Annotated in this window: 19 protein-coding genes; 14 read left to right on the forward strand and 5 right to left on the reverse strand. The window is 69.0% G+C overall.

All coding sequences use genetic code 11. The annotated features are described in order from the left end of the window. Positions 1 to 57: 57 nt before the first annotated feature. Positions 58 to 1,539: an MFS transporter gene (locus AB0I19_RS23405; RefSeq protein WP_357151138.1), complete on the reverse strand. Its 1,482-nt coding sequence runs from the start codon at positions 1,537 to 1,539 to the stop codon at positions 58 to 60. A gap of 150 nt (positions 1,540 to 1,689) precedes the next feature. Next, entirely contained in the window at positions 1,690 to 2,361 is a 672-nt protein-coding gene (locus AB0I19_RS23410; protein ID WP_357151140.1) for a FadR/GntR family transcriptional regulator, read from the reverse strand. Between the two features lie 339 nt (positions 2,362 to 2,700). Here AB0I19_RS23410 and AB0I19_RS23415 point away from each other — a divergent pair, with 339 nt between their 5' ends. The 6 genes from AB0I19_RS23415 (at position 2,701) to AB0I19_RS23440 (ending at position 10,551) form a co-directional block, all read left to right on the forward strand. Further along, entirely contained in the window at positions 2,701 to 3,852 is a 1,152-nt protein-coding gene (locus AB0I19_RS23415; RefSeq protein ID WP_357151288.1) for an MFS transporter, read from the forward strand. Positions 3,853 to 4,118: 266 nt separating this feature from the next. After that, entirely contained in the window at positions 4,119 to 5,558 is a 1,440-nt protein-coding gene (locus tag AB0I19_RS23420; protein ID WP_357151142.1) for a nitrate/nitrite transporter, read from the forward strand. Positions 5,559 to 5,588: 30 nt separating this feature from the next. After that, on the forward strand, positions 5,589 to 8,135 hold the full coding sequence (gene nirB / locus AB0I19_RS23425; RefSeq protein WP_357151144.1) for a nitrite reductase large subunit NirB: 2,547 nt from the start codon (positions 5,589 to 5,591) through the stop codon (positions 8,133 to 8,135). Positions 8,136 to 8,198: 63 nt separating this feature from the next. Further along, entirely contained in the window at positions 8,199 to 8,576 is a 378-nt protein-coding gene (gene nirD, locus AB0I19_RS23430; protein WP_357151146.1) for a nitrite reductase small subunit NirD, read from the forward strand. Further along, the gene (locus AB0I19_RS23435) at positions 8,573 to 9,811 is read left to right on the forward strand and encodes a uroporphyrinogen-III synthase (RefSeq protein ID WP_357151148.1); all 1,239 of its coding nucleotides are present in this window, start codon (positions 8,573 to 8,575) and stop codon (positions 9,809 to 9,811) included. The genes nirD and AB0I19_RS23435 overlap by 4 nt, the downstream gene beginning before the upstream one ends. Continuing rightward, positions 9,805 to 10,551, forward strand: coding sequence for a sirohydrochlorin chelatase (locus tag AB0I19_RS23440; RefSeq protein WP_357151150.1), 747 nt, complete (start codon positions 9,805 to 9,807; stop codon positions 10,549 to 10,551). Before AB0I19_RS23435 ends, AB0I19_RS23440 begins: the two co-directional genes overlap by 7 nt. Before the next feature lie 100 nt (positions 10,552 to 10,651). On the opposite strand, the gene AB0I19_RS23445 is transcribed toward AB0I19_RS23440, so the two are convergent. Next, the gene (locus AB0I19_RS23445; RefSeq protein WP_357151152.1) at positions 10,652 to 11,539 is read right to left on the reverse strand and encodes a LysR family transcriptional regulator; all 888 of its coding nucleotides are present in this window, start codon (positions 11,537 to 11,539) and stop codon (positions 10,652 to 10,654) included. A gap of 87 nt (positions 11,540 to 11,626) precedes the next feature. On the opposite strand from AB0I19_RS23445, the gene AB0I19_RS23450 reads away from it, so the two are divergent. From AB0I19_RS23450 to AB0I19_RS23460, 3 genes are all read left to right on the forward strand, one after another. Next, positions 11,627 to 12,352, forward strand: coding sequence for an SDR family oxidoreductase (locus tag AB0I19_RS23450; RefSeq protein ID WP_357151154.1), 726 nt, complete (start codon positions 11,627 to 11,629; stop codon positions 12,350 to 12,352). A gap of 96 nt (positions 12,353 to 12,448) precedes the next feature. Continuing rightward, entirely contained in the window at positions 12,449 to 13,342 is an 894-nt protein-coding gene (locus AB0I19_RS23455; RefSeq protein WP_357151156.1) for a hypothetical protein, read from the forward strand. Between the two features lie 25 nt (positions 13,343 to 13,367). Further along, on the forward strand, positions 13,368 to 13,949 hold the full coding sequence (locus AB0I19_RS23460) for a TetR/AcrR family transcriptional regulator (protein ID WP_181699570.1): 582 nt from the start codon (positions 13,368 to 13,370) through the stop codon (positions 13,947 to 13,949). A 55-nt stretch (positions 13,950 to 14,004) separates the two neighbouring features. Here AB0I19_RS23460 and AB0I19_RS23465 read toward each other — a convergent pair whose 3' ends face one another. Continuing rightward, positions 14,005 to 14,952, reverse strand: a complete 948-nt coding sequence (locus AB0I19_RS23465; RefSeq protein ID WP_357151158.1) for a helix-turn-helix domain-containing protein — start codon at positions 14,950 to 14,952, stop codon at positions 14,005 to 14,007. Between the two features lie 97 nt (positions 14,953 to 15,049). Here AB0I19_RS23465 and AB0I19_RS23470 point away from each other — a divergent pair, with 97 nt between their 5' ends. Both AB0I19_RS23470 and AB0I19_RS23475 read left to right on the forward strand, forming a co-directional pair. Then, positions 15,050 to 15,982, forward strand: coding sequence for an NAD-dependent epimerase/dehydratase family protein (locus AB0I19_RS23470; protein ID WP_357151160.1), 933 nt, complete (start codon positions 15,050 to 15,052; stop codon positions 15,980 to 15,982). A 78-nt stretch (positions 15,983 to 16,060) separates the two neighbouring features. Further along, the gene (locus AB0I19_RS23475) at positions 16,061 to 17,026 is read left to right on the forward strand and encodes an alpha/beta hydrolase family protein (RefSeq protein ID WP_357151162.1); all 966 of its coding nucleotides are present in this window, start codon (positions 16,061 to 16,063) and stop codon (positions 17,024 to 17,026) included. Positions 17,027 to 17,082: 56 nt separating this feature from the next. On the opposite strand, the gene AB0I19_RS23480 is transcribed toward AB0I19_RS23475, so the two are convergent. Then, positions 17,083 to 17,511 carry an Ig-like domain-containing protein gene (locus tag AB0I19_RS23480; protein WP_357151164.1) on the reverse strand — a complete coding sequence of 143 codons (429 nt, stop codon included), beginning with the start codon at positions 17,509 to 17,511 and terminating at the stop codon, positions 17,083 to 17,085. A 146-nt stretch (positions 17,512 to 17,657) separates the two neighbouring features. Between AB0I19_RS23480 and AB0I19_RS23485 the strand changes: the two genes are divergently transcribed. The 3 genes from AB0I19_RS23485 to AB0I19_RS23495 all read left to right on the forward strand — a co-directional run bounded on the left by AB0I19_RS23485 (position 17,658) and on the right by AB0I19_RS23495 (position 20,988). Continuing rightward, positions 17,658 to 17,990, forward strand: a complete 333-nt coding sequence (locus AB0I19_RS23485) for a TfoX/Sxy family protein (protein WP_357151166.1) — start codon at positions 17,658 to 17,660, stop codon at positions 17,988 to 17,990. Between the two features lie 68 nt (positions 17,991 to 18,058). After that, positions 18,059 to 18,274: a hypothetical protein gene (locus AB0I19_RS23490; RefSeq protein WP_067491732.1), complete on the forward strand. Its 216-nt coding sequence runs from the start codon at positions 18,059 to 18,061 to the stop codon at positions 18,272 to 18,274. A gap of 155 nt (positions 18,275 to 18,429) precedes the next feature. Further along, entirely contained in the window at positions 18,430 to 20,988 is a 2,559-nt protein-coding gene (locus AB0I19_RS23495; RefSeq protein ID WP_357151168.1) for a LuxR C-terminal-related transcriptional regulator, read from the forward strand. Positions 20,989 to 20,991 lie beyond the last annotated feature (3 nt).

Consider the following 20,991-nt stretch of genomic DNA (forward strand, 5'->3'; position numbering starts at 1 on the left):
GCCGAAGGCCACGCCGGGGGTGGGGATCCCGGGCGTGGCCTTCGTGGTCGGGTGGGGTCAGACGTTGGCGTAGGCCAGGGACGGGACCTTGTCGGTGGCGAAGGAGGTGCGCAGGTAGCACCACCAGGTGACGCCCGCCATGACGACGAAGGCGACGGCGTAGGCCCAGAAGGCGGGAGCCATGGAGCCGAAGTTGATGTTGGACAGGCGAAGTGCCTGCTGCAGGATGAATCCGCCGAAGGCTCCGACGGCACCGATCACGCCGATCGCGGCGCCGGCCTGACGACGTGCCGATGCCTGTGCCTCGGTGAGCTGCATGCCGTGTTCGGCGGCGTACTTCTTGGCGGTGGCACCGAAGATCGACGGGATCATCCGGTAGGTCGAGCCGTTGCCGACACCGGTGAGCACGAACAGCAGCAGGAACGCGGCGAGGTAGAGCGGGAAGCTCTTCATCGACAGCGCGGTCATGATCAACGCGACCGCGACGGCCATTCCGGTGAAGACGGTCACTGTGATGCGCGCGCCGCCGACCTTGTCGGAGATCCACCCGCCGACCGGGCGGCTGAACGACCCGACGAGGGCACCGAGGAAGGCGAGGTTACCGACCATGCTGATCCAGCCGATCTGGGTCAGGTGCGGGAAGTTGGCCTTGATCAGGGTCGGGAAGGCGAACGAGAAGCCGATGAACGAACCGAAGGTGCCGATGTAGAGGAACGACATGATCCAGGTGTGCGGGTTGGTCAGCGCCAGCTTGTAGGACTTGCCGTCGGCCTTGGCCGAGGTGATCGAGTCCATGTAGCGCAGCGCGCCGAACGCGGCGACCAGGATGAACGGCACCCAGACCAGGATGGCGAGGGTGAGGCCGAACCGGTAGCCCGCGGCGTCCTTGGCCAGCAGGTGCGTGCCGAGGGTGATCAGCAGCGGTGCGGCCAATTGTGTCTGTGCCACACCGAGATTGCCGCCCGCGGCGTTGATGCCGAGCGCGGCGCCCTTCTTGCCCTCGGGGAAGAAGAACGAGATGTTGGCCATCGACGACGAGAAGTTGCCGCCGCCGACACCGGCGAGCGCGGCCAGCAGCAGGAACACCCACATCGGGGTGCCCGGCTGGTTGATGAAGTACGCCAGGCCGAGCGTCGGGAACAGCAGCATGCCCGCGCTGAAGGCGGTGAAGGCCCGACCGCCGAACTTGGGGACGGCGAAGGTGTAGGGGATGCGCAGGGTGGCGCCGACCAGGGTGGGCACCGAGGTGAGCAGCAGCGCGTTGGCGACGGCGGTCGGGTTGCCCTTGCCGAGGCCCTCCAGGAAGGTGAAGCCCGCGGCGCCCATGGCGGTGACGATGGAACCGAACAGAACCCAGACGCTGAAGCCGAGGTTCTCGGCGAACACCGAGAACCACAGGTTCTTCTTGGCGGTCTTCTCACCGCCCGATTCCCAGAATGTCGGATTGTCGGGTTCCCACTGGGTGAGCCAGCGGCCCTTCTTCTCATACTCGAACGACGCGGTGTCTGTCGTCTGGCCGGTGGCGGCGATTGCGGTCATCGGCTTCCTCTCGATCGGGCGCGTGATGCGGTGTCGAGAGAAACGGTAGAAGCCGGTTGTTGCGTGGCAATGGCCTCAGGTGACATTCGAGCCAACTCGGGCTCACCGAGCGATTCCCGTCGGCGTGACAGCTCGGTTACCCGGCGAAACTCAGCGGTCGGGGTACTCGGCGATGAGCGAGCCGAGGAAGCAGCGCGCGGCCTGCATCGCGCGGTCGGCGTCGCCGTCGATGACCGCCTGCACCAGTTCGATGTGCTCACTGTCGTAGGCGTCGTCGGATTTGGCGGTGCGCGCGTGGATCACCTGCTCGATCACCGGCAGCAGCGAGTCGTAGAACTCCAGATACACGGCGTTGTGACTGGCGACGACGATCGCGCGGTGCAATTCCACATCGGCGGCGATGGCCACCGGGTCGGGTTTGGTCCAGTCGCGGTCGTTGCGCTCGGCGAGCAGGCGACGCAGATTCGCGATGTCGGTGTCGTCGCGGCGACGCGCGGCCAGGCCCGCGGCGGTGGTGTCGAGCGCCTGGCGCAATTCGAGGATGTCGCGTTCCTGGGCGTCGGCGAAGTACTTGCCGAGCGTGCCGCCTACCTCGGAGGTGGCGATCACATAGGTGCCCGAGCCCTGGCGGCGCTCGAGCATGCCCGCGTGGACCAGGGCCTGCACGGCTTCACGCACGGTATTGCGGCCGGTGCCGGTGAGTTCGGTGAGCTCGGGTTCGGTGGGGATACGGCCGCCGACCGGCCAACGGCCCGACCGGATTTCGGCGCGCAGTTGTTCGGTCACCTGGGCGATGAGGCTGGAGCGCCGGACGGGTTGCACGCCAGCAAGGTTACTTGGCCGCTGTGCTGCCTCCCCGGGAACTCGGGCCGGGCTCCGGCGCGGGGCGGCTTGTGGCGGCGGCCGGACGAGGAGATCGCTCACATTCGGTGGCCATTGTCATCGGGTCATCCTATGATTTCTCCTGTGACTCCTCCGCCCTCCTCCGAAACCTTGACCCGGCTCACCCCAATGGATGGGCAGGTCGATGGTCGATGGGATGCGGTCGATGGTGGGAGTGCGCTCCCGAATCCGCCCGCCGAGGTCGATCAGGCGGAGTCCGAGCAGCTCACCCGGCGATCGCTGATCGAGGGACGGCTGCTGGTTCTCGCGGCCATCATCATGTCGGCGCTCACCCTGCGTGCCGCCGTCACCGCGTTCAGCCCGCTGGCCGAGCAGATCGGTGACGACATCGGGTACGGCACCGCCATCGTCGGCGTGTTCGGCATGCTGCCGACCGCGATGTTCGGCGTCGCCGGGCTGGTCACACCCTTCGCGGTGCGTCGGTTCGGGCTCGAGCGCACGGTGTTGCTGGCGATGCTGCTGGCCGGGTTCGGTTCGTTGGCGCGCGTGTTCTCCGCCGGGACCGGGGAGCTGCTCGCCCTGTCCGGGGTCGCGCTGCTCGGCATGGGTATCGGCAATGTGGTGATTCCGCCGCTGGTCAAGCGGTATTTCGCCGATCGGCTGGCGTCGATCTCCTCGCTCTACATCGTGATGGTGCAGCTGAGCACGGTCATCCCCGCGTTCGTCGCGGTGCCGCTGGCCGAAGCGCACGGCTGGCGCGTCTCGATGGGCGTGTGGGCGCTCGTCGGCTTCGCCGCGGCGGTGCCGTGGCTGGTCGTGCTGCGCGACCGGCGTGGCCGCGACAAGGCCGACACCACCGCGCTGCCGCCCGAAACACCGACGGCCACAGGCAAAGTGTGGCGTTCCCCGGTGGCCTGGGGCATGGCGGGCATGTTCGGCATGACCTCGCTCACCACCTACGCCATGTTCACCTGGCTGCCGACCATCCTGGCCGATGCCGGCGCCAGCGCCGCCTTCGGCGGCAACATGGTGGCGCTGTTCGCGCTGATCGGCCTGATCCCCGCGCTCGGTGCGCCGACCGTCGTCTCGCGCATGCGCAACCCGTTCCCGGTCGTCGTCGCGTGCATGGTGCTGTTCGTCATCGCTTTCGCGGGTCTGCTGATCGCGCCGATGAGCGCGCCGCTGCTGTGGGTGGTGCTGCTCGGCCTCGGCCCGAGCACCTTCCCGATGGCGCTCACCCTCATCAACCTGCGCACCCGCACACCGCAGGGCTCGGCGGCGCTGTCCGGATTCACCCAGGGTGTCGGTTACGTTGTCGCCTGCGTGGGGCCCCTGCTGTTCGGCATCCTGCACACCGCCACCGGTGGCTGGCTCGCCCCGTTCGGTCTGCTGCTCGTCGCGCTCGGTGTGTTGCTCACCGGCGCCTGGCAGGCCTGCAAACCGCGCATGCTCGAAGACACCTGGAATTGAGCGGAAGAAAACTCACCGTTCGAGTTGCGTAATGGTGCGTTCGGGTCGATGCTACCTACATCACACCCTCACGGGCGTTTCGAATGATTTCTTGCCGCCTTCTTACGTGCGGAAATCGTTGTGTCACATGCCCGAAACAAAAGGGCTGATCTCACCCCTGTGACCGGGGCGGCGTGAGAAACCGTTGATTCAAGCGCAATTTCCCGCAGCATTTCGGCAATACCCATTTCCTACCGTTGGGCCATCGCACTTTTGGGAGGCCCAACTTGAGCACGCTGAAGCGTAACCACGACATCGAGCACTGGGATGCCGAAGATGTCGCGGCCTGGGAGGCCGGCGGCAAGGACGTTGCCAAGCGCAACCTGATCTGGTCGGTGATCGCCGAGCACATCGGTTTCTCGGTGTGGTCCATCTGGTCGGTGATGGTGCTGTTCATGCCCGCCGACAAGTTCGGCATCGATCCGGCGGGCAAGTTCTTCCTCGTCGCGATGCCCACGCTCGTCGGCGCGTTCCTGCGCATTCCCTACACCGTGGCAACGGCACGCTTCGGTGGTCGCAACTGGACCATCTTCAGCGCGTTCCTGCTGCTCGTGCCGCTGCTGCTGACGCTGTACTTCGTCAACCAGCCGGGCACCTCCTACACCACGTTCCTGATCGTCGCCGCGTTCGCCGGCTTCGGTGGCGGCAACTTCGCCTCCTCGATGACCAACATCAACGCCTTCTACCCGCAGCGGCTCAAGGGCTGGGCGCTCGGCATGAACGCCGGTGGCGGCAATATCGGCGTGCCGGTGATCCAGCTGCTCGGCCTGCTCGTGCTGGTCACCCTCGGTGGCGACTACGCCTACGTGATCTGCGCGGTCTACCTGGTCCTGGTCGGTATCACCGCGGTCGGCGCCGCGCTGTACATGGACAACCTGACCAACCAGAAGGCCGACATGTCCTACATGCTCAAGGCCCTGCGCGTGCCGCAGTCCTGGGCCATCGCCTTCCTCTACATCGGCACCTTCGGTTCGTTCATCGGTTACAGCTTCGCCTTCGGTCAGATCCTGCAGATCAGCTTCAAGGCCGGTGGCGACACCGCCACCCAGGCCGCCATCCACGCCGCCTCGATCGCGTTCATCGGTCCGCTGCTCGGTTCGCTGGCCCGCCCCTACGGCGGCAAGATGGCCGACCGCATCGGTGGCAGCAAGGTCACCATCGCCACCTTCGGCGCCATGATGGCCGCCGCGCTGGTCGTGATCTTCGCGTCGACGCTGGCCGACCGCAACAACGGCATCGCCACCGGATCGACCATGACGATCCTGGTCGCCGGATTCATCGCGCTTTTCATCCTGTCGGGTTTCGGCAACGGCGCCGTCACCAAGATCATCCCGTCGGTGTTCGAGGCCAAGTCCAAGAGCCTGCCGCTGCCGCGCGCCGAACAGGCCGCGTGGTCACAGAACACCTCCGGCGCCCTGATCGGTTTCGTCGGCGCCATCGGTGCGCTCGGCGGCGTCGGCATCAACATGGTGCTGCGTAGCTCCTACGCCAGTACGGCCTCGGCGACCACCGCGTTCTGGGTGTTCCTCGCCTTCTATGTGGTCTGCGCCGCGGTCACCTGGACGGTGTTCCTGCGCCGCCCCCGGGTCGCCGTCGACTCCGATGTCGTGGCCGAGGCCGAATCCCTGGTCCTCGAGGCCGAATCCAGCACTTCGTCGGCTCGCTGACAACCGACCACAATCCAGGAGGTCACTCTCATGAACAGCACTCGCAAGACAGTGGTCGTGGTCGGCCACGGCATGGTCGGACACCGCTTCGTCGAGGCCCTTCGCTCGCGCGACGACGCCGGACAGTGGCGCGTGGTCGTGCTCTCCGAGGAGAAGCTGCCCGCCTACGACCGCGTCGGCCTGTCCTACTACGTCGGCAACTGGAACGCCGACGACCTGGCGCTGCCGGGCAACATGTACGACGGCGACGACCTGGTGGAGCTGCGCCTGGGCCAGCGCGGCGAGTCCATCGACCGCGCGGCCAAGACCGTCACCACCTCCAGCGGTGACGTCATCGCCTACGACGCGCTGGTGATGGCCACCGGTTCCTACGCCTTCGTGCCGCCGGTGCCCGGCCACGACCTGCCCGAATGCTTCGTCTACCGCACCATCGACGACCTCGACGGCATCCGCGCTGCGGCCGAGAAGGCCGGACCCGGCGCGCACGGCGTGGTCATCGGCGGTGGCCTGCTCGGCCTCGAAGCGGCCAACGCGCTGCGCCTGATGGGCATGACCCCGCACGTCATCGAGTACAACGACCGCCTGATGCCCGCCCAGGTCGACGCCGGTGGTGGCGCCATCCTGGAGAAGCTGGTCTCCGACATCGGCCTGAACGTGCACACCGGGGTGGGCACCGCCAAGATCGAGTCGATCGAGGAGGAGACCGGCGGCGTCAAGCTGCACCTGTCCGACGAGTCCGAGATCCACGCCTCGCTGGTGGTGTTCTCCGCCGGCATTCGTCCGCACGACTCCGTCGCCAAGGAGGCCGGACTCGAAATCGGCCCGCGCGGAGGCATTCTCACCGACCTGAGCCTGCAGTCCTCGGACCCCGACATCTACGCCATCGGAGAATGTGCCGCCGTCGAGGGCGTCTGCTACGGCCTGGTGGCGCCCGGCTACACCACCGCCGAGATCGTCGCCGACCGCCTGCTGGGCGGCGCGGGTGAGTTCCCCGGTGCCGACATGTCGACCAAGCTGAAGCTGATGGGCGTCGACGTGGCCTCCTTCGGTGACGCGCACGCCACCACCGAGGGCGCGCTGTCGGTGGTGCTGCACGACGCCGCCAAGGGCACCTACGCCAAGCTCGTCGTGTCCGACAACGCCGAGATCCTGCTGGGCGGCATCCTGGTCGGCGATGCGTCGGCCTACGCGGCGCTGCGTCCGCTGGTCGGGCGTCCGCTGCCCGCCGACCCGGCCTCGCTGATCTCCCCGGCCGGCGCCGAACTGGGTGCCGACGCGCTGCCCGACGACGCGCAGATCTGCTCCTGCAACAACGTCAGCAAGGGCGCCATCTGCGGCGCCATCGCCGAGGGCGCCTGTGATATCCCGGCCGTGAAGGGCTGCACCAACGCGGGCACCTCCTGCGGTGGCTGTGTGCCGATGATCAAGAAGCTGCTGGAACAGTCCGGTGTCGCGCTGTCGAAGGCGCTGTGTGAGCACTTCGAGCAGTCGCGTGCCGAACTGTTCGACATCGTGAATGTCACCGGTATCCGCACCTTCTCGGAGCTGATCGCCAAGCACGGCAAGGGCTCGGGCTGCGATATCTGCAAGCCGACCGTCGCCTCGATCCTCGCCTCCACCTCGAGCGACCACATCCTCGAGGGCGAGCAGGCCGCGCTGCAGGACACCAACGACCACTTCCTGGCCAACCTGCAGAAGAACGGCACCTACTCGGTCGTTCCGCGCATGCCCGGTGGTGAGGTCACCGCCGAGCAGCTGATCGTGATCGGCGAGGTCGCCAAGGAATTCGACCTGTACGTGAAGGTCACCGGCGGTCAGCGCATCGACCTGTTCGGCGCCCGCGTCGAGCAGCTGCCGCTGATCTGGAAGCGCCTGGTCGACGCGGGCATGGAATCCGGGCACGCGTACGGCAAGTCGCTGCGCACCGTGAAGAGCTGCGTCGGTTCCACCTGGTGCCGCTACGGCCAGCAGGACTCGGTCGGCATGGCCGTGCTGCTCGAGAAGCGCTACCGGGGCCTGCGTTCGCCGCACAAGCTGAAGCTGGCCGTGTCGGGCTGCGCGCGCGAATGCGCCGAAGCCCGTGGCAAGGATGTCGGCGTGATCGCCACCGAGAACGGCTGGAACCTCTACGTCGGCGGCAACGGTGGTCTCACCCCCAAGCACGCCGTGCTGCTGGCGGGCGACCTCGACGACGAGACGCTGATCCGCTACATCGACCGCTACCTGATGTTCTACATCCGCACCGCCGACCGCCTGCAGCGCACCGCGCCCTGGCAGGAGGCCCTCGAAGGCGGCATGGACTACCTGAAGGCCGTCGTGTGCGACGACAGCCTCGGCATCGCCGCCGACCTCGAGGCCGCCATGGCCAAGCACGTCGACGGATACAAGGACGAGTGGGCCGCGGTGCTCGAGGACGAGAACAAGCTGTCGCGCTTCGTCTCCTTCGTCAATGCCCCTGACGAGGCCGATCCGACGATCGCCTTCGACGAGAGCGGCGAACGCAAGGTGCCAGTGCTTCTCGGCTTGCCGGGGATGCCCGCCGGTGTTGGCTCGGACACAGCAGCAGCCGGGAAATAAGCGCTTAACCCTGTGGAAACAGGGCGCCTGTACCAATAGGTAAGGCGTTCGGAGGAGGAACCGATGACCGTTATCGACACACCCACCATCACCACCGAGACCACGACCTGGACCCAGGCGTGCCGACTCGATTTCCTTATTCCGGGACGCGGCGTCGCTGTCCTGCTCGACGGCGGCAAGCAGGCCGCCCTGTTCCTACTCACCGACGGCACGCTGGCCGCCGTGGGCAATGTCGATCCGTTCGGCCGGGCCGCGGTCATGTCGCGCGGCATCGTCGGCGATCGGGGCGGGGTCCCGGTGGTGGCCTCGCCGCTGCTCAAGCAGGCTTTCTCCCTCATCGACGGCCGCTGCCTCGACGATGAAACCCAGTCGCTGCCGGTGTATGCCGTGCGACTCGACGCAGGCATCGTCTCGGTGTCGAACGAACCGGTGACTTCATGAATTCTGTGCCCGAAGCGGGACCCTGTCTCGCCGGTTTCACCATCGGTATCACCGCTGCTCGTCGCGCCGAGGAATTCGGCACCCTGCTCACCCGCCGGGGCGCCACCGTGGTGAGCGCGCCCGCCATCCGCATCATCCCGCTCGCCGACGACACCGAACTCGAGCGGGTCACCGAACAGCTCATCGCCGACCCGCCCGCCATCACCGTGGCGACCACCGGCATCGGTTTCCGTGGCTGGATGGAAGCCGCCGAAGGCTGGGGGTTGGCCGAGACGCTGCGTGACACCCTGGCCGCCACCCGCATGCTCGCCCGTGGGCCCAAGGCCAAGGGCGCCATCCGGGCCGCCGAGCTGCGCGAAGAGTGGTCGCCCGCGTCCGAGTCGTCGGCCGAGGTGCTCGACCACCTGCTCGCCGAGGGTGTCGAGGGCGTGCGCATCGCCGTGCAGTTGCACGGCGCGACCACCGAGTGGGAACCGGTGCCCGACTTCTGCGAGGTGCTGCGCTGCGCGGGCGCCGACGTGGTTCCGGTGCCCGTGTACCGGTGGGAACCGCCCGCCGATCGCGGCCCGATGGATTCGATGATCGACGCGATCATCTCCGGCAGCCTCGACTGCGTCACCTTCACCAGCGCCCCCGCCGTGGCCTCACTTCTCATGCGCGCCAAGGAAACCGGGCTGCTCGAGTCGGTGCTGCACGCCCTGCGTGGACGGGTGCTCGCCGCCTGTGTCGGCCCGATCACCGCCGCACCGCTGGAAGAACTCGGTGTGCCGACGACCATGCCCGGCCGGGCACGGCTCGGTGCGCTCGCCCGCCACGTGGCCGAGGAACTGCCGCGCCGGGCCAACCGGATCTACGCGGCCGGGCACCACATCAGCGTGCGCGGTGGCTGCGTTGTCGTCGACGGTGAGGTGCGTCAGCTCGCGCCCGCGCCGATGGCGTTGATGCGGTCGCTGGCGCGTCAGCCCGGGCGAGTGGTGTCGCGCGAGGACCTGCTGTCGGCGCTGCCCGGCGGTGGCGACGACACCCACGCGGTGGAAACCGCGATCGCCCGCCTGCGCGCGGGACTCGGCACGCCGAAAGCCATCCAGACCGTGGTGAAGCGCGGTTACCGACTCGCTCTCGACGCGGCCGACTGCTCCGACGCGCCGTCGCGTCCGCCGGTGCAGCCGCCGCACCCCGCGGGTATCGGCACTCCCGCGCGGTCGGCGCGGAGCCAGACGATCGGGGTGTGGTGAGCGCGGCGCGGCCGGGTGAGCCGGCCCTCGTGCTCGTCGCGCACGGCACCCGCAGCGCGCGCGGGGTGGAGATGATCGCCGCCCTCGCCGACGCGGTCGGCGCCGAACTGGATTGCGGCATGGACACCACCGGCCCGAACCCGTTGCTGCGCACCGCCTTCGTCGATGTGCTCGGCCCGTCGCCGTCGGAGGTGCTGCGCGACCTCGACGGCCCGGCCGTGGTGGTACCGGCGTTCCTGGCCTCGGGATACCACGTATACCAGGATGTTCCGCGCGAGGTGGCCGAGAGCGGACATACTGCCGTCGCGGTGACCCCCGCCATGGGTCCTGATCCCGCACTGACCAGGATCATGGCGATGCGCCTGCGCGCGGCCGGCTGGCAGCCCGGTGACGCGGTGGTCTTCGCGGCCGCCGGTTCGTCGGATTCCCGTGCGCGCCAGGATGTTCGGCGCGCGGCCGGGATGCTCGCCGAGCAGCTCGCCGCCCCGGTTCGGATCGCCTATGTGGCCACCGGCGCCCCGCGTGTTCCGGAAGTTGTTGCTGCCCTGCGCGAATCGGGCTCGCAGCGAGTGTTCATCGCGTCGTATCTGCTGGCCCACGGTCTCTTCCATCAGCGCCTGCACGAGGCGGGCGCCGATGGCGTCGCCGAACCGATCGGCGTCCACCCCGCGGTAGTCCGCCTCATCGCCGACCGCTACCGCACCGCCGCTCACGAACTCGTCCGCGCGAACGTCCACTAGGAGTTGTGCTTTCGGGCACGCCGCGAAAACACGCGCGATCGTCCGTTACTGTGCTATGCCCGCCGTCGTCTGCCGGCGGTTCCGTACCGGCGGTCGTCCGTTACCGTGCCGCTGTATGGGCGGCAGCTGGTGGCATGGTGCGAACCTCGGCCGCGGCTCGGGCCAGTGCGGCGATGGCCGGTGAGCGGTCGTCGGCAGGCCAGGCGAGCACGGTGGTGATCTCCGGGGCGTCCACGACGGGCACCGCGACATGGTCAGGCCACTGCCAGGCGCGGCTCGAGGCCGGGATGACGAGCAGGGTCTTGCCGAGCGCCACGAGCTGCGCGAGTTGTGACTGGGTGCGCACTTCGGGCCCGGGTCCGTCGGGGTAGGAGCCGTCGAGCCGGGGCCATCGCGCGATGGGGAGACCGGGCACGTCGGCCACGTCCGCGAGGGTGAGCTGTGGACGCGCGGCGAGCGGATGTCCCGCCGGGAGGAGGGCGACCTGGCCCTCTGTGCAGATGTCTTCGGTGTCGAACCCGGCGAGGTCATCGACCGGCCGGTGCATCAAGGCCACGTCCGCGCGCCCGTTGCGCAGGAATCGTGCCTGCTCACCGACCTCGCACAGCAGAACTTCTACCGGTGCCGTATCGGTGCGGGCCGCCGACGCGGCGAGAAGCCGTTGCAGCAGCTCGTGCGACGCACCGGCTTTCGTCACCAGCACCAGGGGTCGCTGCCGATCCGCCGCCCGCCGGGTCCGTCGGGCAGCAGCCGCGACGGCGTCGAGGGCCAGGCGGGCTTCGTGCAGCAGCACATCGCCCGCACCGGTCAGCGCCACGCCCCGCCGGTCCCGGTCGAGAAGCTGGACGCCGAGCCGACGTTCCAGCTGCCGGATCGCCCGCGAGAGCGGCGGCTGCGCGATCCCGAGCCGCTGGGCAGCACGCCCGAAGTGCAGCTCCTCGGCCACCGCCACGAAGTACCGCAGCTCACGGGTCTCCAGGTCGTCCACGCGCCCACTGTATCCACCCGGTGATACCCGCCGGGTATCTCGAGGTACCCGATCAATATTGGACGCAACGGATATCGCGCGCCGAGCATGGAGTGCGTGAACAACGCCAGGACAGCGCTGGTCACCGGCGCGAACAAGGGCATCGGCTTCGCCATCGCCGAAGGTCTCGGATCTCTCGGCTTCGCGGTCGCGGTGGGAGCGCGCGACGAGACCCGACGTGGGGAGGCCGTGGCGCGGTTGCGTGCCGAGGGCATAGACGCGTTCGGCGTCGCCCTCGATGTCACCTCCGACGAGAGTGTCACCGCCGCGGCCGCGAGCATCGAGAAACAAGCCGGGCGACTCGACGTGCTCGTCAACAACGCCGGCATCGCAGGCCGGTTCGAGGACGGCGCGCAGGACCCCACAACCCTCGACCTCGATGTCGCGCGCACGGTCCTGGAAACGAACGTGCTCGGGGTGATCCGGGTGACGAACGCGATGCTCCCGCTGCTCCGTCGTGCCACCGCGCCCCGGATCGTCAACATGTCGAGCAATATGGGCTCGCTGACTCTGCAGACCGGGCCGGTCATGGCCGCCTACGCACCTTCCAAGTCGATGCTCAACAGCGTCACGGCCCAGTACGCTCGCCGGTTCGCCGACACGAACATCATCGTGAACCTGGCCTGCCCCGGCTACGTCGCCACCGACTTCACCGGATTCGCCGGTGAACGCACGCCCGAGCAGGGCGCCGCGATCGCCCTGCGCCTCGCCACCCTCCCCGACGACGGCCCCCGAGGCGGCTTCTTCGACGACCAGGGAACCGTCGCCTGGTAGCTGTGCGCAGGTGCGACGGGGCACCGCTTCGGAGGCGGCAGTGGGGTGCCGGTCGCGATAGGGTGGTGTGGTTTCCATCGAAGGGGGTACCCGGTCATGTCCGGTTCGGACGACAAGCAGTACGCGCAGGAGCCGAACGAACTGACGTCGTACCCCGCCGACGAAGTGGCCGTCCCGCAGCCGCCTGCCCCAGCAACCGCTGCGTTCGCGCCGGGTCAGCACCTGTATGCGCCGGGTCAGCCGCAGGGACCGGTGCCCGCCGTAGGTCAGCCTGCGCCCGGGCAGCAGTTCGCGCCCGGCTCAGCTCCGGGACAGCCTTATGTTCCCGGCCGGCAGCCGGGCGGCCAGACCTATCCGCCCGGGCAGGCGATCGGCGCGCAGTTCCCGCCCGGCGCCGCTACGGGGCAGCCCTATGTGGCTGGGCAGCAGCCGGTCGGGCCGGGGTATTCGCCTGCACCGTATCCCGCGTATGTGCCCGAACCGGCGGAGACCGAGCCGCGGGTGGTTCCGGAGAACATCCGGATGGCGTTCATCGTGATGCTGGTCGGGGCGGCGGTGGCGTTTCTCGGCGGGGCGTATTCGCTCACCGATATCGACACCGTTCGCACGACCCTTCTCGACTCCTCCGATGGCATGTTCCGCGGCTCGAGTCTCGATGTCCTCGTGTACGCGACGGTCGGTGCGACGGTGGTCGGGGCGCTGATCACCGTGGGGCTGTGGATCTGGATGGCGTTCGCGTGCCGGGCCGGGAAGAACTGGGCGCGGATCACCTCGACGGTGTTCTTCGGGTTCAACGTGCTCTCGACGCTCTACGCGGTACTCGGGGTGGTGGCGGACCTGGGCGTCACCCCGGGCGCGCTGGCGTTCACCCTCGCCGGTTTCGCCATCGGGCTCGGAGCCGTCGTGCTGCTCTGGAACCCGAAGTCGGCGCCCTTCTTCGCACCTGCCCGCCCGGCCTACCCGCAGTACCCGCTCGCGGGACCCCGCTGACCAGCGGCGCTGTTAGGCTCGAACAGTGGCGCGCACCAAGGAATTCGACCCCGATGTGGTACTGGGCCGCGCACTCGATCTGTTCTGGGAGCGCGGGTACGAGTCGACCTCGATGGCCGATCTCACCGAGCATCTCGGCATAGCAAGGGGTTCCATCTACGCCACCTTCGGCAACAAGCACGACCTGTTCATGCGGGCACTGCAGCGGCACCTGGAGGTCGTCGACGAACGGGTCACCGCGCAGCTGTCCGTGCCCGGCCCGGCGCTGCCCGCCGTGCGCGCGCTGATCGACGAGTTCGTGCGCGAGTCGTGCGCCGAGGACCGTTTCCTCGGCTGCCTGGTCACCACATCGGCGGTGGAGCTGGCCGCCCGTGATCAGGAGGTCGCCAGGGCGGTCGAATCCAGTTGGGCGCGTACCGAAACCGCGCTGACCGGCGCTCTAACCCGCGCCCGCGCCCAGGCCGAACTCGCTCCCGACAGCGACCCCCGCGCCCTCGCCCGGTTCTTGCTCGTCTTCCTCCAGGGTGTCTGGGTCCTCGAACGCACACCGAACGCCGCCGCCCGCCTGCGCGACGCCAACCGCATCGTCACCACGCTCCTCAGCTGAGGCCGCCTGCGTTCGTGCGACACCGCTGTAGCTCGGAAGTAGGTTCGTCGACGATTCACCGAACCGTGGCGAAGTTGGCGCGATAGACACTCGGCGGCACACCGAGCTGACGGATCATGTGCTGGCGCAACGACTCCGCCGTCCCCATCCCGCTGTGCCGGGCGACCAGTTCGATCGGCAAAGTCGTGGATTCGAGCAGTTCGCGCGCGCGATGAATGCGCTGATGCAGCAACCACTTCTGTGGACTGAGCCCGGTTTCCTCGTGGAACCGCCGGGTCAGCGTGCGCACACTGGTCCGGGCATGCGCGGCGAGATCGCGCAGCGACAGGGGAGTGTCGAGGCGCTGCATGGCCCAGGCACGGGTGGCCGAGAGCGAGAGATCCTCGTCGGGCGGTAGTGCGGTGTCGACGAACTGGGCTTGCCCACCCGGCCGTACCGGCGTCACCACGGCGGCCCGGGCGGCCGCGTTGGCGACGGTGGCGCCGTAGTCGGTGCGGATCAGGTGCAGGCACAGGTCGATCCCGGCCGCGGCCCCCGCCGCCGTGGTGACCGGCCCGTCCTCGATGAACAGCGCGTCCGCCCGCACCGTCACCAGTGGATGAGCCGTGGCCAGTTCGTCGGCCAGCCCCCAGTGCGTCGTCGCGGTGCGCCCGTCGAGCAACCCCGCCTGCGCGAGAACGAAGGCGCCGCTGCAGATCGAGGTGACGTGCACACCACGCGCGACGGCCGCTCGCAGCGCGGCGAGGGTGACCGGGTCGGCACCGGTGCGACTGCCGGTGCTCGGCACGATCACGGTGTCGGCCTCGTCGAGCACCGCCAGCCCGTGCCGGACGACCACGTCGAATCCGCTTGGCGTGGAGGGCAATACACCTGGTTCCGCCGTACACACCACCACCCGATACCCGGGTTCGCCGTCGACGAGCACCGAACCCATCAGGGTCTCGGGCATGGACAGGTCGAACGCCTTCACCGGCGCGACGGCGACCACCGCGATCGTCTTCATGGCCCGATCCTTGGGATAGCTGGCATTCCGGCCACTAGTGTAGCCCGGCCCAGCCCGGCATCGTTGGACGAAACATCCTGCTGGGAAAGGAAATACCGTGTCCTTGAATGTGATCGTCGGTCGTGGCGGGGTCGCGACAGCCACCGCACTGCTGCTCGCCGAAGCGGGGGAGCGGGTGCGCATGGTGAGCCGAGGCGGGCTCGGCCCCACCCACCCGAACGTGGAGCTGATCGCGCTCGACGCCACCGACACCGCCGCCCTGACCGACCTCGCCCGGGGTGCCCGCACCGTCTTCAACTGCGCCATGCCCGCCTACCACACCTGGCCGGAAACCCTTCCGCCCCTGTTCGATTCGATCAGGGCCGCGACCGAAGCGGCCGGCGCCGACCTGGTGCTGCTCGGCAACCATTACGCCTACGGACCCGTGGAGGGCGTGGTGGACGAAACCGCCCCGCTCGCGGCCACCGGTGCCAAGGGTCGTGTTCGCGCCCAGGTGTGGACCGACGCGCTCGACGCCCATCGGGCGGGCCGGGTCCGCGTCACCGAGGTGCGCGCGGGTCAGTTCGTCGGTGTCGGCGCCGTCTCCCTGTTCTCCCTGCTCGTGCAGCCCGCGGTCCTGGCGGGCGAACCCGCGAGTGTGCCGCAGGGCCTCGATCTCGCACACGCGTTCACCGTCGTCGACGACGCCGCACGGGCACTGGTCACCGTGGCCGGTGACGATCGTGCGTGGGGTCGCGCCTGGCACGCCCCGGTCGTCACGACGACCATCCGTACCCTCGCGACCCGTCTCGCGGAGCTCGCGGACGCACCGGCCCCCGTGCTCACCGAGATGACCGACGACGAGATCCTCGAACTCGGCCGCGACGACCCGTTCTGGCCCGAACTGCTGGAGACCGCGCACATGTCGCGCCGCGACTTCCTGGTCGACGACACAGCTGTGCGCACCACCTTCGGCCTCACCGCCACCGGCATCGATGACGTCCTCGCCGGCGTCGTCCGCGCCGCCCGGGTACCGGCCGAAACGCCGTAGCCCACCCATATCGGACGACACGGACACAATCGCGGTCAATGCAGGGTATCTATGGATCGATGCGGCACACTCGTGCGCATGCGTCGGCTGTTGTGCTGTCTGCTCGTCCTGCTCGGCTGCGGTGTGGTCGTCTCACCTGCGGCATCGGCGAATTCATCGATCCTCGAGGTCCGGCCGCTCGGCGGCAGGCAATTCGAGGTCGTCGTCCATTCGGCGGCGATGAACCGGCCGATCACGCTGTGGATGTCGCATCCCGGTCCGGGCGCGCCCGCGCTGTATCTGCTCAACGCCGTCGACGGCGGAGAGAGCGGCGGGCCATGGATGCGGCGCACCGATGTGGTCGACTTCTTCGCCGACAAGCCGGTGAACGTGATCGTCCCGATCGGCGGCCGGGCCAGCATGTACACCGACTGGCAACGTGACGATCCGGTCCTCGGCCGCAACAAGTGGACCACCTTCCTCACCAGCGAACTTCCCCCGCTGCTCGACGACCGGTTCGGCATGACCGGCGCCAACGGCGTCGCGGGACTGTCGATGTCGGCCACCTCGGCGCTGAACCTGGCCATCGCCGCCCCGGGTCGCTACCGTGCGGTCGGCGCCTTCAGTGGGTGCACGCAGACCGCGAATCCGCTGGCCCAGACCCTGGTCCGTTCCCAGCTCGCCACCTTCGGCGCCAATGCCGACAACATGTGGGGCGGACCCGGCGACCCGGCGTGGGTGGCCAACGACCCGGTGCTGCACGCGGATCGGTTGCGTGGCACCTCGGTGTACCTGTCCTCGGGCAACGGTGCCCCGGGCCCGCACGAGGCGCTCAACGATCCGAGCATCGCGGGCAATGTCGGCGTGCTGCTCGACCGGGTCCTGGTCGGCGGCACCATGGAAGCCGTCGTCGGCAGCTGCTCGGGACCGCTCGTCGGACGCCTCGGTCAGCTCGGTATCCCCGCCGACGTCCGCTTCCGGGCCGCGGGCACGCACGCCTGGCCGTACTGGCAGGACGACGTGCACGACTCCTGGCCGATGTTCGCCGCCGCCCTCGGCGTCTGAAACACACACGACGACGGCCGCCACGCAGCACGTGGCGGCCGTCGTCATGTGCGCAGCTAGCTCGCCGAACCGGTGAGCAGTCCACCCAGGTCGGCGGAGCCGGTGCTGCCACCGTCGGGCGGGGTGGTCGGCTTCTCGGAGACCTGCACGGTGACGGTCTTGGAGCTGATGAGTTCCTGCACCGCCTTGATCTCGTGGGCGCCGGGTGTGGACGGTGTCCAGGTGATCGTCGCCTTGCCGTCCTTGACCGCCACCGGCTCGCCGATCTGCGTGCCGTTGTCGGTGAAGGTCACCTTGAACAGGAACGAGGTGGCGGTGACGTCGGCCGTCACGGTGTAGGGGGTGCCCACGTAGTGGGTGGTGCCGCTCACCGCGATGCTCTGGACGAGCGCCGAGGCCTGCGGTGCCGTCAGCACGGCGGCCGCCGCGATCGCGGTGAAAGCTGTGAGGCCGAAGCCGGTGCGCCGTGCCTGGTGGATCTGCATGGTGTTCTCCTGTGTCGAGCTGTGGTGAGCGCGAGATTAGCCAGTCGGTTCGGCCGCAGTCCCGGAAACAGAAAAAGAGGTGTTTAAAATTTTGGTGGCCGGGGAAGCAGCGTGGATCTGTCGGTGCCCCGGCGCATACTCGGCCCATGGCATACGACGAGGAACTCGCCGAGCGGATCCGGGAGATCGTCTACCCTCGAGCCGATCTCGCCGAGAAGAAGATGTTCGGTGGGCTCGCGTTCCTGATCGGCGGCAACATGGCCGTCGCCGCCAGCGGACAGGGCGGGTTGTTGGTGCGCGTGGATCCGGCCGAGGGCGACGCGCTGCTCGACGGGTCCGCGGTGTCGCCGATGGTGATGGGTGGCCGCGAGCTCAGCGGTTGGTTACGCGTCACCGCCGAGGCGGTCGATGACGATGCGTCGCTGCGGGACTGGGTGACCCGCGGCGTCGCCTTCGCTGAAACCCTGCCCAGCAAATAGTCGGCCACCGCCGATTTCACCCGCCTCGGGTGAGGTGCGACCCGGGCGCGAATTGCGAGACTGGCACCATGTCCGGGCCGCTGCGCTATCAATTCGTCCTCGAGGGCGAACTGTCCGATCGTGTGCTCGCTGCGTTTCCCGAGCTCATTCCCAGCGATCATGCCGCGGCCGGGACAACGACGCTGTTCGGCACGGTCGCCGACAGCACCGCTGTGCGCGGGATTCTCGCGCGCATCGACACCCTCGGCCTCACGCTGCTCGAGATGTCACGCCTGCCCGACTGAGGTCGCGGAGCGGGCCGCGCAAAGAGCCTGCGTCGATCTGGTAACGAGCACGTCGAGATGTCGTCACCAGCAAACTCGTGGCGCCCGCGTGGCCTACCGTCGAACTCGCACACGATGTCGGGGGCAGGTGAGAACTCGAGTTCAGGAGGCTCGTGATGGCACGCTCCGCGATAGCTGTGGCCGGCCGTGGGACCGAGGACCGCGTTCCCGAACTGTCCTTCGCCCCCGTCCGCTGCGACGCGGCGACCGCGGCTTTCGACAGTGCCCGCACCGCGCCGGGGCACGTCGTCCTGGTATGCGGACCGGCAGGCAGCGGCAAGACCGTGGCCATGGTCGACTGGGTGAACACCGCCCGGCCGGCGCCACGGCTGGCCTGGCTGACGGTGTGCACCAGCCCGGGCGCAGACCTGCTCGCCGCCGTGGCCCGGGCGCTCGATCCGACGGCCGCGTCCGTTCCCGACGGTGTCCTGCGCACGCCTGCCGACCGCGCCGCCGACCTCGTCGCCGCGCTCGCCGACACCGAGGAGACCGTCCTCGTCATCGACGATGTCCACCTGCTCACCGACCCGCTGCAACTCGCGGGACTGGAGTACCTGCTCACCCGCTTGCCGCCGAAGATCACCGTGCTGCTCGGTGGTCGTTTCGAACCGCCGCTGCGCTGGCACGTGCTCGACCTGGCGGGCAGGCTCACCCGCCTCGGCGCGACCGAGCTCGCCATGCCGCCGGATCGCGTCGCCCAGCTGCTCGCCCAGCACGACTGCCACCTCGACGACACCGACCTCGCCGCCCTGCACGAGCTCACCCGCGGCTGGGCCGCCCTGGTCCGGATCGCCGCCATCTCGCTCGGCACCGAGGACCGGACCACCGCCCTCACCGCGCTGGCCGCACCGACCCACGCGGTCGCCGACTTCCTCGTCGCCGAACTCATCGAGACGCTGCCCCCACGCACCGTCGAATTCCTGCTCACGACAGCCGTTCCCACCCGGTTCTGCCTGCCGATGGCCGAGGAACTGCTCGGCCTCGACGCGTCGCGCATTCTCGACGAACTACTGCGTGCCAGCTTCCCGCTGCACACGGTCGCCACCGACGGACAGCTCTGGTACACCTATCACCCGCTGCTGCGCGCCTACCTGCTGGCCGAGGCCGCGCACACCAGGGCCGAACGCCTGCCCGGGTTGCACCGGCACCTCGCCGAGTGGTTCACCGGCGCCGCGCTGCCCGGGTGTGCCCTGGACCATGTGCTCGCCGAACCGGGTGCGCCGGGGCTGGCGTCGTTCCTGTGGGAGTGGGGCGTACGGATGGTGCTCGACGGCAAGGGTCACCTGCTGTTGCACGCCCTCGATCAGGTACCCGGCCTGTCGGACGACACATTCGTCGGATTGTTGCGCGCCGCCGTGGCGGTCGAAGACGGTGAGATCGCCGCGGCGGAAGTGTATTTGGAGGCGGCCCATGTGGGCTCGTGGCCGGGGTCGGCACTGGTCCCGGCCGAATGGATCGCCGCACTCGATCACGCGGTGAGCGCGGGGGTGGCCGTGTTGGCCGGTGATTCGGCCTCCATGCGGTGGCCGTTGCCGCCGGTCACCGGGCAAACAGATCTCGACTGCTACGTGGCACTGCATTGCGGTGCGGCCGAAGTGTTCGGCGGCCGGATAGTCAGCGGCACAGCGGCTTTGCGGCATGCGGTCGTCTACGCCGAGGAGGCGGGACTCGGACGCGTCGCGGTACGGGCACGCACGGCGGTCGCGGCGGCATCGGGCATCACGGGCCGGGTCGGTGAGCTGCGGGTGCTGGCCGCCCAGGCCCTCGAGTGTGCTGATCGCTACGGGCTCACCGGGTCGTCGGAGGCCGCGATGGCTCGCGTGACCGCCGCCTACGGCGCGCACCGGCAGGGTTGTGCTTACGGCAAGCCGCTGCCCGACCTGTCGGCCGACGACACGACCACCCCCGCCCTGTTGCGTCAGGCCCGCATCGTCATCGGCGTCCTCACCTTCGACGACACCATCGACCGTGCCGCCGCGGCCACCGCGCTGAGCAGGCGCCTGCACCACCTGCTCGACGACGCCCCGGCGCTGCTCGGCGCCGGAAACCTGGTCACCGAGGTGCTGTGGCTACTGCTGCGGGTGCATGCCAAGGTCGAGGCGCGCGCCCTCGTCGACCACGCGACCCGGGTACTCGGCAAGACCGTCGACACCCAGCTGGCCGAAGCGGCCCTTGCCCTGCACACCCAGCGCCCGGCCGCCGTCCTGCCGCTGCTGACACCGCTGGTCGGCGAGGTCACCGACGGTCAGGCCGTGGCCGCGTGGCTGCTCATCGCGGTCGCCGCCGACCAGCTCGATCGTCCGCGCAAGGTCGAGGACGCCTTCGAGCAGGCCCTTGCCCACGCGAGTGGCGAACACCTGATCCGCCCGTTCCTCGACGTGCCGGGTGCCGCCGAACTGCTCGACCGGCTGGGTTCGCATTTCGGTCGCTACGACGCCTTCGTCGACCACGTGCGCGCCCACCGTGGCGCCATGGCCGACGCACCACGGCTCACCGACACCGAACTCGTTGTGCTGCGCCGTCTTCCGTCGGGGCTGACCGCCACCAGCATCGCCGCCGACCTCGGGGTCTCGGTGAACACGGTGAAGACGCACCTGCGCGGCATCTATCAGAAGCTCGGGGTGAACGCGCGCGGTGCGGCCATCGCGCAGGCGCGGTGCGTCGGCCTGCTCTGAGTT

Origin of the sequence: Nocardia sp. NPDC050413, from assembly GCF_040655475.1 — a bacterium.
GTDB lineage: Bacteria > Actinomycetota > Actinomycetes > Mycobacteriales > Mycobacteriaceae > Nocardia > Nocardia coubleae.

What these genes read in the sequence shown, in the direction of transcription:
- AB0I19_RS23405 (WP_357151138.1), bottom strand. Translation starts at nt 1,539, where the DNA reads ATGACCGCAATCGCCGCCACCGGCCAGACGACAGACACCGCGTCGTTC.
- AB0I19_RS23415 (WP_357151288.1), top strand. Translation starts at nt 2,701, where the DNA reads ATGTCGGCGCTCACCCTGCGTGCCGCCGTCACCGCGTTCAGCCCGCTG.
- nirB (WP_357151144.1), top strand. Translation starts at nt 5,589, where the DNA reads ATGAACAGCACTCGCAAGACAGTGGTCGTGGTCGGCCACGGCATGGTC.
- nirD (WP_357151146.1), top strand. Translation starts at nt 8,199, where the DNA reads ATGACCGTTATCGACACACCCACCATCACCACCGAGACCACGACCTGG.
- AB0I19_RS23435 (WP_357151148.1), top strand. Translation starts at nt 8,573, where the DNA reads ATGAATTCTGTGCCCGAAGCGGGACCCTGTCTCGCCGGTTTCACCATC.
- AB0I19_RS23450 (WP_357151154.1), top strand. Translation starts at nt 11,627, where the DNA reads ATGGAGTGCGTGAACAACGCCAGGACAGCGCTGGTCACCGGCGCGAAC.
- AB0I19_RS23455 (WP_357151156.1), top strand. Translation starts at nt 12,449, where the DNA reads ATGTCCGGTTCGGACGACAAGCAGTACGCGCAGGAGCCGAACGAACTG.
- AB0I19_RS23465 (WP_357151158.1), bottom strand. Translation starts at nt 14,952, where the DNA reads ATGAAGACGATCGCGGTGGTCGCCGTCGCGCCGGTGAAGGCGTTCGAC.
- AB0I19_RS23475 (WP_357151162.1), top strand. Translation starts at nt 16,061, where the DNA reads ATGCGTCGGCTGTTGTGCTGTCTGCTCGTCCTGCTCGGCTGCGGTGTG.
- AB0I19_RS23480 (WP_357151164.1), bottom strand. Translation starts at nt 17,511, where the DNA reads ATGCAGATCCACCAGGCACGGCGCACCGGCTTCGGCCTCACAGCTTTC.
- AB0I19_RS23485 (WP_357151166.1), top strand. Translation starts at nt 17,658, where the DNA reads ATGGCATACGACGAGGAACTCGCCGAGCGGATCCGGGAGATCGTCTAC.
- AB0I19_RS23490 (WP_067491732.1), top strand. Translation starts at nt 18,059, where the DNA reads ATGTCCGGGCCGCTGCGCTATCAATTCGTCCTCGAGGGCGAACTGTCC.
- AB0I19_RS23495 (WP_357151168.1), top strand. Translation starts at nt 18,430, where the DNA reads ATGGCACGCTCCGCGATAGCTGTGGCCGGCCGTGGGACCGAGGACCGC.